We start from the raw sequence: 12102 nt of genomic DNA on the forward strand, positions 1-12102 counted from the left end.
TTACAGAAATTGTTTTACAAAAATGGCAATGCAATCTCAGGCGGAGGGTGGGATGATACCCGCCTTCAAAAGCCCGGCCGGAGACATTTGTCCCGACGCAGGCGTGAGTTCAGGTATACTGTCTGGCTACGAATTCAAAGTTTTACAATCTCATTCACCCCAGGGGGAAAACTTGCAGGGTAAAGCACTCCAGGATTTTGTTATTGACAAAATTGATGACCTGAAAGGTCAGGACATCATCGCTATCGACGTTAAGGGTAAATCCAGTATTACCGACTGCATGATCATCTGCACCGGTACATCGACGCGTCATGTTGTTTCAATTGCCGATCACGTGGTTCAGGAATCGCGTGCAGCAGGGCTGTTGCCGCTGGGTGTTGAAGGTGAAGCGACGGCTGACTGGGTGGTAGTCGACCTCGGCGATGTGATTGTCCACGTCATGCAGGACGAGAGCCGTCGCCTGTATGAGCTGGAAAAACTCTGGGGTTAATGCGTGAAGTTACAGCTGGTCGCCGTCGGCACCAAAATGCCGGACTGGGTACAAACCGGTTTTACTGAATATCTGCGTCGTTTTCCAAAAGACATGCCGTTCGAGCTGGTGGAAATTCCCGCCGGGAAGCGCGGCAAGAACGCTGATATCAAACGTATTCTCGATAAAGAGGGCGAACTGATGCTGGCTGCCGCTGGCAAAAACCGCATCGTCACCCTCGATATTCCAGGTAAACCCTGGGATACGCCGCAGCTGGCGCAAGAACTGGAGCGCTGGAAGCAGGATGGTCGTGACGTCAGTCTGTTGATTGGCGGACCAGAAGGGTTATCCCCTGCCTGCAAAGCGGCGGCTGAACAAAGTTGGTCCCTCTCCGCGCTGACGCTTCCCCACCCGCTCGTTCGGGTACTGGTGGCAGAAAGCCTGTATCGCGCGTGGAGCATTACTACCAACCACCCCTATCACCGCGAGTAATGACTGACCAGGGTAGATTAAGCAGCGGATGAAACTACAGAATTCTTTTCGCGACTATACGGCTGAGTCCGCGCTGTTTGTGCGCCGGGCGCTGGTCGCCTTTACCGGGATTTTGCTGCTTACCGGCGTGCTGATCGCCAACCTCTATAATCTGCAAATTGTCCGCTTTACCGACTACCAGACGCGTTCAAACGAAAACCGTATTAAGCTGGTGCCTATCGCACCCAGCCGCGGCATTATTTACGATCGTAACGGCACCCCGCTGGCGTTGAACCGCACCATCTATCAAATCGAGATGATGCCGGAAAAAGTCGATAATGTTCAGGATACGCTGGAAGCGCTGAAAAGCGTTGTAGACCTTAACGATGACGATATCGCGGCCTTCAAAAAGGAGCGCGCCCGCTCTCACCGCTTCACCTCGATTCCGGTTAAAACCAATTTGACGGAAGTCCAGGTGGCCCGCTTTGCGGTGAATCAGTACCGTTTCCCCGGCGTGGAAGTGAAGGGATATAAGCGTCGCTACTATCCCTACGGCTCCGCGCTGACGCATGTGATTGGCTACGTTTCCAAGATTAACGACAAAGACGTCGACCGCCTTGATAAAGATGGCAAGCTGGCCAACTACGCTGCTACGCACGATATCGGTAAGCTGGGGATCGAACGTTACTACGAAGACGTTCTGCACGGGCAAACCGGCTATGAAGAGGTTGAGGTTAACAACCGCGGCCGCGTGATCCGCCAGCTGAAAGAAGTGCCGCCTCAGGCGGGGCATGACGTCTATCTGACGCTCGACCTCAAGCTTCAGCAGTATATCGAAACCCTGCTGGCGGGTAGCCGTGCAGCCGTTGTGGTCACCGATCCTCGTACCGGCGGTATCCTGGCAATGGTCTCCATGCCTAGCTATGACCCGAACCTCTTCGTTGACGGTATTTCCAGCAAAGACTATTCCGGTCTGCTGAATGACCCGAACACGCCGCTGGTGAACCGCGCGACGCAAGGGGTTTACCCGCCAGCATCAACGGTTAAACCGTACGTAGCGGTCTCTGCGCTGAGTGCCGGCGTCATCAACCGTAATACCAGCCTTTTTGACCCGGGCTGGTGGCAGCTGCCGGGTTCAGATAAGCGCTATCGTGACTGGAAAAAATGGGGCCACGGTCATCTGAACGTCACCAAATCGCTGGAGGAATCTGCGGATACCTTCTTCTATCAGGTGGCGTATGACATGGGTATCGACCGCCTGTCAGAGTGGATGAGCAAATTCGGCTACGGGCATTACACCGGCGTGGACCTTTCAGAAGAACGTTCTGGCAACATGCCAACGCGTGAATGGAAGCTGAAGCGCTTTAAAAAACCGTGGTATCAGGGTGACACCATTCCGGTGGGTATCGGCCAGGGTTACTGGACAGCGACGCCGATTCAGATGAACAAAGCCATGATGATCCTCATCAATGACGGCGTGGTAAAAGTGCCCCATCTGCTACAGAGTACGGTTGAAGACGGCAAAAAAGTGCCGTGGAATCAGCCGCACGAGGCGCCAGTGGGTGACATCCATTCCGGCTTCTGGGAAATTGCGAAAGACGGTATGTACGGCGTGGCAAACCGCCCGAACGGTACCGCGCATAAGTACTTCGCCGGTACGCCGTACAAAGTGGCCGCGAAATCCGGTACTGCGCAGGTGTTTGGTCTGAAAGCCAACGAAACCTATAACGCGCACCGCATTGCTGAACGTCTGCGTGACCATAAGCTGATGACGGCGTTTGCCCCTTATGATAACCCGCAGGTCGCGGTGGCGATGATTCTGGAGAACGGCGGTGCCGGGCCAGCAGTAGGTACCATCATGCGCCAGATCCTTGACCACATTATGCTGGGTGATAACAATACCGAACTGCCGGCTGAAAACCCGGCCGCCGCTGCGGCGGAGGACCAATAATCATGACGGATAATCCAAATAAAAAATCGCTGTGGGATAAAATCCACATCGACCCAGCCATGCTGCTGATCCTGCTGGCTCTGCTGGTATACAGCGCCCTGGTTATCTGGAGCGCCAGCGGCCAGGACATCGGCATGATGGAGCGCAAAATCGGCCAGATCGCCATGGGTCTGATCATCATGGTGGTGATGGCGCAAATCCCGCCGCGCGTCTACGAAGGCTGGGCGCCATATCTCTACATCTTCTGTATTATTTTGCTGGTTGCGGTAGATGCGTTTGGCGCCATTTCAAAAGGGGCGCAGCGCTGGCTGGATCTGGGCGTTGTCCGCTTCCAGCCCTCGGAAATTGCCAAAATCGCCGTTCCATTGATGGTGGCACGCTTTATCAACCGCGACGTCTGTCCGCCGTCTCTGAAAAATACCGCCATCGCGCTGGTGCTGATTTTCCTGCCGACGCTGCTGGTTGCGGCTCAGCCTGACCTTGGCACCTCAATTCTTATCGCCCTTTCCGGCCTGTTTGTCCTTTTCCTGTCGGGACTGAGCTGGCGCCTGATTGGTATCGCGGTGGTGCTGATTGCAGCGTTCATTCCTATCCTCTGGTTCTTCCTGATGCATGATTACCAGCGCCAGCGCGTCATGATGCTGCTCGATCCGGAAACCGATCCGCTGGGCGCGGGCTATCATATTATTCAGTCCAAGATTGCGATTGGCTCCGGCGGCCTGCGCGGTAAAGGCTGGCTGCACGGCACGCAGTCGCAGCTGGAATTTTTACCGGAACGCCACACCGACTTTATCTTCGCCGTACTGGCGGAAGAGCTGGGGCTGGTTGGCATCTTAATATTGCTGGCGCTGTACGTACTGCTGATCATGCGGGGATTGTGGATTGCAGCACGCGCGCAAACCACCTTTGGTCGCGTCATGGCCGGCGGGTTGATGCTGATTTTATTCGTTTATGTCTTCGTAAATATTGGTATGGTGAGTGGTATTCTGCCGGTGGTAGGCGTACCGCTGCCGCTGGTGAGTTACGGAGGCTCGGCACTGATCGTGTTGATGGCCGGGTTTGGTATCGTGATGTCGATCCATACCCACAGAAAAATGTTGTCAAAAAGCGTATAAAAATAAGGGGATCGGAATGCGTAAGCAGTGGCTGGGGATCTGCATCGCGGCAAGTTTACTTGCGGCCTGCACAAGTGATGATGGTCAGCAACAGGCAACCGTCGCGCCGCCGCAGCCTGCGGTGTGTAATGGCCCGATCGTTGAAATCAGCGGTGCCGATCCCGTTTATGAACCGCTGAATGCCAGTGCCAATCAGGATTACCAGCGCGACGGCAAAAGCTATAAAATTGTTCAGGATCCTTCCCGTTTCAGTCAGGCGGGCTTTGCCGCCATTTATGATGCCGAGCCAGGCAGTAACCTGACGGCTTCCGGGGAAGTGTTCGACCCAATGCAGCTGACGGCAGCACACCCGACGCTGCCGATCCCGAGCTACGCCCGTATCACCAACCTGGCGAATGGCCGTATGATCGTCGTGCGGATCAACGACCGTGGTCCTTACGGAAATGACCGGGTGATTTCCCTGTCGCGCGCGTCTGCCGATCGCCTGAACACCTCGAACAACACCAAAGTCCGTATTGACCCGATTATCGTCGCACAGGATGGTTCGCTCTCCGGGCCGGGTACCGCGTGTACGACGGTGGCAAAACAGACCTATGCCCTTCCTGACCGCCCAAATCTTGACGGCGGAATGGGAAGCGTCTCGTCTCCGGCAGAGCCTGCTCAGCCGGGGGGAGAAATACGCCCGATCAGCAATGACACGCTGCAAAGCGAGGATTCTACCGGCGCGCCGGTAAAGAGTAGCGGCTTTCTTGGCGCACCGACGACCTTAGCCTCGGGCGTGCTGGAAGGCAGTGAGCCGACTCCAGCCCCTGCTCCCGTTGCGGCACCAGTAACCCAGCCGGCTCCCGTAACGGCGCCTGCAGCCACGCAAAGTGCGGTGGTAGCGGCTCCAGCAGCGGCCAGCGGCAGCTATGTGGTTCAGGTAGGCGCAGTAAGCGATCAGGCCCGGGCCAGGCAGTATCAACAGCGTCTGAGCCAGCAGTTTGGCGTACCGGGACGCGTTGAGCAGAACGGCGCGGTCTGGCGCATTCAGATGGGGCCGTTTGCCAGCAAATCGCAGGCCGCATCCCTGCAGCAGCGTCTGCAGAATGAAGCTCAACTTCAGTCATTTATCGCTGTTGCGAAATAATTAACCGGCGGTATCCGAATTGTCAGTTAGTGTAAAACACATTCACAAACTCATGCTTAAAGTCGGATGCCTGCCTGAATAGCATTTGCTATAGTAAGGCACTTTTTTTAATTCCATCACGGATGTCGTAGTTCTGACCATGAAGACCACTTTTTCTGCTCGTTTTGTGCAGCGCATGGCGCTGACCACGGCCCTTTGCGCTGCTGCGCTCTCTGCAGCTCACGCCGATGACCTGAATATCAAGACCATGATCCCTGGCGTTCCGCAAATCGACGCGGAATCCTACATCCTGATCGATTACAACTCTGGCAAAGTGCTGGCAGAACAGAATGCCGATGCCCGCCGTGACCCGGCCAGCCTGACCAAAATGATGACCAGCTACGTTATCGGCCAGGCGATGAAGGCAGGTAAATTCAAAGAATCGGATCTGGTCACCATCGGTAACGATGCGTGGGCAACCGGAAACCCTGTTTTCAAAGGTTCCTCTCTGATGTTCCTGAAGCCGGGTATGCAGGTTCCTGTTTCCCAGCTGATTCGTGGTATCAACCTGCAGTCTGGTAACGATGCCTGCGTGGCGATGGCCGACTTCGCCGCCGGTAGCCAGGATGCCTTTGTGGGTCTGATGAACAGCTACGTTACCGCGTTGGGTCTGAAAAACAGCCATTTCCAGACCGTACACGGCCTGGACGCAGACGGTCAGTACAGCTCCGCACGCGATATGGCCCTGATTGGTCAGGCGCTGATCCGCGATGTCCCTAATGAATACTCTATCTATAAAGAGAAAGAGTTCACCTTCAACGGTATTCGTCAGACCAACCGTAACGGCCTGCTGTGGGATAACAGCCTGAACGTTGACGGCATCAAAACTGGCCACACCGACAAAGCGGGCTACAACCTGGTGGCCTCTGCCACTGAAGGCCAGATGCGTCTGATCTCTGCCGTGATGGGCGGCCGCACCTTTAAAGGTCGTGAAACAGAAAGCAAGAAACTGCTGACCTGGGGCTTCCGCTTCTTCGAAACCGTGAACCCACTGAAAGCAGGCAAAGAGTTTGCGTCTGAACCCGTCTGGTTCGGCGACAACGACCGTGCTTCACTCGGCGTTGATAAAGATCTCTACCTGACCATTCCACGCGGTCGTATGAAGGATCTGAAAGCCAGCTACGTGCTGAACAGCACCGAGCTGCATGCCCCGCTGCAGAAAAACCAGGTTGTGGGCACGATCAACTTCCAGCTGGATGGAAAAACGATCGATCAGCGTCCGCTGGTTGTCCTGCAAGAAATTCCTGAAGGCAATTTCTTCGGCAAAATCATTGATTACATTAAATTGATGTTCCACCACTGGTTTGGTTAAAAATTGAACACTTGAAAGTGTGATTTTGATCCCCATATACTAAGTATCCTGATAACTCCCACCTGACGTGGGAGTTATTATTTTTTGACGTTACGCCGGAGCTGACATGAAAACCAAACTTAACGAACTGCTTGAATTCCCTACCTCATTTACCTACAAAGTAATGGGTCTGGCGAAACCTGAGCTGGTTGATCAGGTGGTTGAAGTGGTACAGCGCCATGCGCCGGGTGACTACTCTCCGTCAGTAAAACCAAGCAGCAAGGGCAACTACCACTCGGTTTCTATTACCATCACTGCGACACACATTGAGCAGGTGGAAACGCTGTACGAAGAGCTCGGCAATATCGAAATTGTTCGTATGGTGCTGTAGTCCCTTTGCGGTTACCCGGTTTGCCGGGTAACCCCTCTCCCCGCTGTGATATACTCCCCCACACCTTTTGTCCCTCGTCTTCGGAGACGCAGTTTTGTTTCAGGATAAAATTCTGGTCCGTCACCTCGGCCTGCAACCTTATGAGCCTGTCTCCCAGGCTATGCATGACTTCACCGATTCACGCGATGACAGCACCCCGGATGAAATCTGGCTGGTCGAACACCTGCCGGTATTTACGCAGGGCCAGGCGGGTAAAGCAGAACATTTGCTAATGACGGGAGATATCCCGGTTATTCAGAGCGATCGCGGCGGTCAGGTTACTTATCATGGGCCCGGACAGCAGGTGATGTACGTCCTGCTCAATCTGAAACGCAGAAAGCTTGGCGTACGTGAGCTGGTTACCTTACTGGAACAAACTGTCATCAACACGCTGGCGGAATATGGTATTGACGCGCATCCACGCGCCGATGCGCCGGGCGTTTACGTTGGGGAAATGAAGATCTGCTCCCTGGGGCTGCGTATTCGTAAAGGCTGCTCATTCCATGGCCTGGCCTTGAATATTAATATGGACCTCGCGCCTTTCCAGCGCATTAACCCCTGCGGCTATGCCGGCATGGAAATGACGCAGGTACGCCAGTGGGTTGAAACCGCTACGCCAGAAACTATTCGTCCAGTGCTTTTGAGGAACGTTTTAGCACTACTTAACAATCCACCACACGAATATATCCCTGCTTAATACATCATACAACAGGGCTCGATAATTTGGCGGGCCACTGTTTATTTACAGCTTTTGCACTTTACAATAATCCACAGATTCTATATTTTCGAAGCGCCCGAATATTACCGTCACATATTATTTAGCCTCCAGCAAGCATGGCAAACACGGCATAAGTAAGGTGAGCAATTATCACACAACCGTTTGCCCTTGATAAACAAGTGAAACAAAACCAACACTTTACGAATCTCTACAAGCATAATAAATAAATTCAACTATCATTCATATTGTGAATGTATACGGAGTGAAAGCGTGGAGTATAATAATTTACCAGCCAAACGACTGAATGAACCCGGTGGCGAAGACAAGCCGCAAATTTTTCGGACTTTACGTAATATTGATCTCAATTTACTGACTATTTTTGAGGCGGTATATGTCCATAAGGGTATCGTTAACGCTGCGAAAATTCTTAATCTCACGCCATCAGCAATAAGCCAGTCAATCCAAAAGCTACGCGCTATATTTCCCGACCCGTTATTTATCCGTAAGGGCCAGGGGGTAACGCCGACGGCTTATGCCACGCATCTCCACGAGTACATCAGCCAGGGGCTAGAGTCGATTCTGGGCGCACTGGATTTAACCGGGAGCTATGATAAGCAGCGAACCATCACCATCGGCTGTTCCCCTTCTGTCGGGGTGCTGGTGATGCCGGCGATCTTCCAGGCCGTAAAAGAGCATGCTCCGCAGCTCCTGCTTCGCAATGTGCCTCTCAATGAACCTGACATTCAGCTTGCCCAGTTCCAGACGGACCTGATTATTGAAAGCGGCAGCTTCAGTGCCAGAGCGCTGGGGCAAAATGTGCTTTATGCGGATAACCTGGTACTGGTTTGCCGCCAGCAGCATCCTGCTCTTAGCGAGCCGTTAACCATCGAAAACCTGCGCAACTACGATCACTCGTCTTTCATGACCGAAGGGCAATCTAATCATGCACTTCGTCAGCGTATTGATGAAATTTTCCCGGAACGTCAGATCAGCTTCAGCAGTTACAATATGTTTACCACCGCATCCCTGATCGGCAGCAGCGATATGCTGTGCGTTATGCCATCACGCCTGTACAGCCTGCTACAAAAATGCTGGCCGCTGGAAAGCATCCCGCTCAGCCAGCTTAATGCGGAATCTATCGAGATTTCACTGCATTACAACAAGCTGAGTTTGCGCGATCCGGTCCTGGAAAACGTCATCCGCATCATCCGTCAGGCCTTCTGACAGGTTTAGCCAGCACAAGCCCCTGCAACCCGCAGGGCAAAAGGCACAAAACAACAACTATTTTACAAATTGGCGATCTGGCAGGCTGCTTTAACGACCGTTTCAATGATATACTGCCTGTCGTTCGTTCAAAAATAGTTGATAAATACAACATTCCCTTGAATTGAAACGCTTTCCTTCGATATTCGCAACTGGAACACGCACGCTATGAGTAAACCCATTGTGATGGAACGCGGTGTTAAATACCGCGATGCCGATAAAATGGCCCTTATCCCGGTTAAAAACGTGGCTACAGAGCGCGAGGCGCTGTTAAGAAAACCGGAATGGATGAAAATCAAACTTCCGGCCGACTCTTCGCGTATCCAGGGGATCAAAGCGGCGATGCGCAAGAATGGTCTTCACTCCGTGTGTGAAGAAGCCTCTTGTCCGAACCTTGCTGAATGTTTCAATCACGGTACCGCGACGTTTATGATTCTGGGTGCTATCTGTACCCGCCGCTGCCCGTTCTGCGATGTTGCTCATGGCCGTCCAGTCGCGCCTGATGCTAACGAACCCCAGAAACTGGCACAGACCATCGCCGACATGGCGCTGCGTTATGTGGTTATCACATCCGTTGACCGTGACGACCTGCGTGATGGTGGTGCTCAGCACTTCGCCGACTGTATTACGGCCATTCGCGAGAAAAGCCCTAACATCAAAATCGAGACGCTGGTGCCTGACTTCCGCGGCCGTATGGACCGCGCGCTGGATATCCTGACCGCGACGCCGCCAGATGTGTTTAACCACAACCTGGAGAACGTGCCGCGGCTTTACCGTCAGGTCCGTCCGGGCGCTGACTATAACTGGTCCCTGAAACTGCTGGAGCGTTTCAAAGAAGCGCATCCGCATATTCCGACCAAGTCTGGTCTGATGGTGGGTCTGGGTGAAACCAATGATGAAATCATCGAGGTGATGCGCGATCTTCGCCGCCACGGTGTGACCATGCTTACCCTCGGACAGTATCTGCAGCCAAGCCGTCACCACCTGCCGGTACAGCGCTACGTGAGCCCGGACGAGTTCGATGAAATGAAAGCCGAAGCGATGGCGATGGGCTTCACCCACGCTGCCTGCGGCCCATTCGTTCGCTCCTCATACCATGCCGATATGCAGGCTAAAGGCGAAGAAGTTAAATAATGCTGTAATATTCATTTACAGTAATACAAAAAAACCGGCCTCATGAGCCGGTTTTTTTTCGCAAGCCCTCAGGCGTTGCTGTCACTCTTTGTGAGAAAGCTTGTCTGCCGGAACGTCATCCTCGGCGCTTTTCTTCGCTGCTGCATCATCATCGTTCATCGCTTTCTTAAAGCCTTTGATGGCAGCCCCCAGGTCACCACCCAGCGTGCGTAACTTCTTGGTACCAAACAGCAGGACGACCAGTGCGGCAACCACCAGCAGTTTGGTAATACTAATCTCACCCATAGATACCTTCTTTACTTAAAACAGGCTGCATTCAGCGCCAAAACCTGACTGTATTAACGGTCATTTTGCGCGTGCACACAATAGCAATCTGTAACAAGGTGAATCAAGCATTGTTGAAAAAAACATCACAATAATTGCGGTGGCGCAAACCGACGATTGCGAAGAACGGGTAATTGCTGACGCGCAAGCGCAATTCTTTCTGAGTTTATCTCCGCCACCAGCAAATGCGGGGCTTCAGCGGCGGCGGCGATCGTCACCCCCAGCGGATCAACCACCCTGCTTTGCCCGATGTTTTTCGTGCCACATTCCCCTGCGGCAACGACATAGCAGGTTGTATCCAGCGCGCGTGCCGCAAGCAGCGTTGCCCAGTGATGCTCTTTTAACTGCCCTTTGACCCACGCGGCAGGCAGTACCAGCACGTCAGCCCCCTGCAGCGCCAGATGGAGCGCCAGCTCGGGAAAACGCAGGTCATAGCAGGTCATCAGTCCGATCTTAAATCCGTCAATCTCCAGCAGCGGAGGGATATTGTCTCCGGGGTCAACGCGTCGCGACTCCTGGATGCTGAACGCATCATAGAGGTGAAGCTTGGCGTAATGTGCCACGATGGCCCCGTCACGAATCGCCACGAGTGTATTCACCGCGCGACCCGGCGTGGAAGGAACATGGATCGTTAAGATCGTCGTCATCGTATTGCCTGCGCTTTGGCCGAGTAATTGCTGTAAGAATTCGCCATCCAGCGGCTGCGCGGACTTCACGGATAAATCCGGGTCGTTATCATCTCTGGCCAGCAGCGCCTCAGGGAGAACCAACAGCGACGCGCCTTTCTGCCGGGCCTGCATCATCAGGTTGACGCATGTTCTCGCATTCTCATGCCAGTCAGGCGTGACGGCAAACTGCCCTACCGCTACATACATATTTGTCCCCTCATCATAAACGGCGTTAAACTCGCTACTCTTACACATCAAATAGCAGGTATTTAGCGTGTTACAACTACTTTTAGCCGTTTTTATTGGTGGGGGAACGGGTAGCGTTGCGCGATGGTTTCTGAGTATGCGGTTTAACCCCCTGCATCAGGCGATTCCTATGGGAACACTTGCCGCAAACCTGATTGGTGCCTTTATCATTGGTATGGGGCTGGCCTGGTTTAACCGAATGACGCACATCGACCCAATGTGGAAGGTGTTGATTACCACCGGATTCTGCGGCGGTTTGACCACCTTCTCAACCTTTTCTGCGGAGACGGTTTTTCTCTTTCAGGAAGGCCGTATCGGCTGGGCGCTGATGAATGTGGCGATCAATATGCTCGGCTCCTTTGCGATGACGGGGATCGCATTTTGGCTATTTTCTTCCGCAAGCGCGCATTAACAGCCGAACCGTTAATGTTGGCTTAATTTTTCTCTGTCACTCTGAATGTAATACTGAACGAGGGGGACAGAATGAAACAGAGTCTGATGAGCGCAGGAATGGTGTTGTTGAGCGTGCTGATCGTTGCCAGCTTCCTGAAAATGTATCTGCTTGGCTGATTCAAAACGAAAAAAACCCGCTCAGTGAGCGGGTTTTGAAATTCTTGCTGACGCGTCTGAATTACAGAGCGATTACGTTAGCAGCAGAAGGGCCTTTGGCACCGTTAGTGATTTCGAACTCTACACGCTGACCTTCAGCCAGAGTTTTGAAACCATTAGACTGGATTGCAGAGAAGTGTACGAACACGTCTTTGCTGCCATCTTCAGGAGTAATGAAACCGAATCCTTTGGACTCATTAAACCACTTAACGTTACCTTTAATCTTAGACATCAAAATTACCTTT

The 12102-nt window shown here is 53.0% G+C and carries 14 protein-coding genes; 11 read left to right on the top strand and 3 right to left on the bottom strand.

Going from position 1 to position 12102, the window contains the following annotated elements; genetic code table 11:
• Positions 1-172: 172 nt before the first annotated feature.
• The 10 genes from rsfS to lipA all read left to right on the top strand — a co-directional run bounded on the left by rsfS (position 173) and on the right by lipA (position 10010).
• Positions 173-490, top strand: a complete 318-nt coding sequence (gene rsfS / locus HCH49_RS10540; RefSeq protein WP_023334893.1) for a ribosome silencing factor — start codon at positions 173-175, stop codon at positions 488-490.
• A 3-nt stretch (positions 491-493) separates the two neighbouring features.
• The gene (rlmH, locus tag HCH49_RS10545; protein ID WP_023310748.1) at positions 494-961 is read left to right on the top strand and encodes a 23S rRNA (pseudouridine(1915)-N(3))-methyltransferase RlmH; all 468 of its coding nucleotides are present in this window, start codon (positions 494-496) and stop codon (positions 959-961) included.
• Between the two features lie 28 nt (positions 962-989).
• Positions 990-2891 (top strand): peptidoglycan DD-transpeptidase MrdA, encoded by a 1902-nt coding sequence (gene mrdA, locus HCH49_RS10550; RefSeq protein ID WP_023310747.1) that lies wholly within the window; start codon positions 990-992, stop codon positions 2889-2891.
• Between the two features lie 2 nt (positions 2892-2893).
• Positions 2894-4006 carry a peptidoglycan glycosyltransferase MrdB gene (gene mrdB, locus HCH49_RS10555; protein WP_023310746.1) on the top strand — a complete coding sequence of 371 codons (1113 nt, stop codon included), beginning with the start codon at positions 2894-2896 and terminating at the stop codon, positions 4004-4006.
• A 16-nt stretch (positions 4007-4022) separates the two neighbouring features.
• Complete coding sequence (gene rlpA, locus HCH49_RS10560; RefSeq protein WP_033144926.1) at positions 4023-5135, top strand: endolytic peptidoglycan transglycosylase RlpA; 1113 nt, start codon at positions 4023-4025, stop codon at positions 5133-5135.
• 139 nt (positions 5136-5274) lie between these two features.
• Positions 5275-6486: a D-alanyl-D-alanine carboxypeptidase DacA gene (gene dacA, locus HCH49_RS10565; protein WP_014069323.1), complete on the top strand. Its 1212-nt coding sequence runs from the start codon at positions 5275-5277 to the stop codon at positions 6484-6486.
• A 106-nt stretch (positions 6487-6592) separates the two neighbouring features.
• The gene (gene ybeD, locus HCH49_RS10570) at positions 6593-6856 is read left to right on the top strand and encodes a DUF493 family protein YbeD (protein WP_006177135.1); all 264 of its coding nucleotides are present in this window, start codon (positions 6593-6595) and stop codon (positions 6854-6856) included.
• Between the two features lie 94 nt (positions 6857-6950).
• The gene (gene lipB / locus HCH49_RS10575) at positions 6951-7592 is read left to right on the top strand and encodes a lipoyl(octanoyl) transferase LipB (RefSeq protein ID WP_221702646.1); all 642 of its coding nucleotides are present in this window, start codon (positions 6951-6953) and stop codon (positions 7590-7592) included.
• A gap of 291 nt (positions 7593-7883) precedes the next feature.
• A complete protein-coding gene (locus HCH49_RS10580) occupies positions 7884-8837 on the top strand; it encodes a YbeF family transcriptional regulator (protein WP_032665064.1) in 954 nt (317 codons plus the stop codon).
• A 207-nt stretch (positions 8838-9044) separates the two neighbouring features.
• Complete coding sequence (lipA, locus tag HCH49_RS10585) at positions 9045-10010, top strand: lipoyl synthase (protein WP_013097595.1); 966 nt, start codon at positions 9045-9047, stop codon at positions 10008-10010.
• 81 nt (positions 10011-10091) lie between these two features.
• Here the strand turns inward: lipA and tatE are convergent, their stop codons facing one another.
• On the bottom strand, positions 10092-10295 hold the full coding sequence (gene tatE, locus HCH49_RS10590) for a twin-arginine translocase subunit TatE (RefSeq protein WP_023310742.1): 204 nt from the start codon (positions 10293-10295) through the stop codon (positions 10092-10094).
• A gap of 125 nt (positions 10296-10420) precedes the next feature.
• Complete coding sequence (locus HCH49_RS10595) at positions 10421-11209, bottom strand: deaminated glutathione amidase (RefSeq protein ID WP_221702647.1); 789 nt, start codon at positions 11207-11209, stop codon at positions 10421-10423.
• Between the two features lie 67 nt (positions 11210-11276).
• On the opposite strand from HCH49_RS10595, the gene crcB reads away from it, so the two are divergent.
• Positions 11277-11660, top strand: coding sequence for a fluoride efflux transporter CrcB (crcB, locus tag HCH49_RS10600; protein WP_033144922.1), 384 nt, complete (start codon positions 11277-11279; stop codon positions 11658-11660).
• 219 nt (positions 11661-11879) lie between these two features.
• Here the strand turns inward: crcB and cspE are convergent, their stop codons facing one another.
• Entirely contained in the window at positions 11880-12089 is a 210-nt protein-coding gene (cspE, locus tag HCH49_RS10605; RefSeq protein ID WP_002439184.1) for a transcription antiterminator/RNA stability regulator CspE, read from the bottom strand.
• Between the last annotated feature and the right edge of the window lie 13 nt (positions 12090-12102).

This window comes from Enterobacter sp. Y17 (assembly GCF_019730495.1).
GTDB lineage: Bacteria > Pseudomonadota > Gammaproteobacteria > Enterobacterales > Enterobacteriaceae > Enterobacter > Enterobacter asburiae_B.

Coding starts and splice junctions, on each gene's coding strand:
- ybeD (WP_006177135.1), top strand. CDS start 6,593: ATGAAAACCAAACTTAACGAACTGCTTGAATTCCCTACCTCATTTACC.
- mrdA (WP_023310747.1), top strand. CDS start 990: ATGAAACTACAGAATTCTTTTCGCGACTATACGGCTGAGTCCGCGCTG.
- tatE (WP_023310742.1), bottom strand. CDS start 10,295: ATGGGTGAGATTAGTATTACCAAACTGCTGGTGGTTGCCGCACTGGTC.
- mrdB (WP_023310746.1), top strand. CDS start 2,894: ATGACGGATAATCCAAATAAAAAATCGCTGTGGGATAAAATCCACATC.
- rlpA (WP_033144926.1), top strand. CDS start 4,023: ATGCGTAAGCAGTGGCTGGGGATCTGCATCGCGGCAAGTTTACTTGCG.
- cspE (WP_002439184.1), bottom strand. CDS start 12,089: ATGTCTAAGATTAAAGGTAACGTTAAGTGGTTTAATGAGTCCAAAGGA.
- dacA (WP_014069323.1), top strand. CDS start 5,275: ATGAAGACCACTTTTTCTGCTCGTTTTGTGCAGCGCATGGCGCTGACC.
- HCH49_RS10595 (WP_221702647.1), bottom strand. CDS start 11,209: ATGTATGTAGCGGTAGGGCAGTTTGCCGTCACGCCTGACTGGCATGAG.
- lipA (WP_013097595.1), top strand. CDS start 9,045: ATGAGTAAACCCATTGTGATGGAACGCGGTGTTAAATACCGCGATGCC.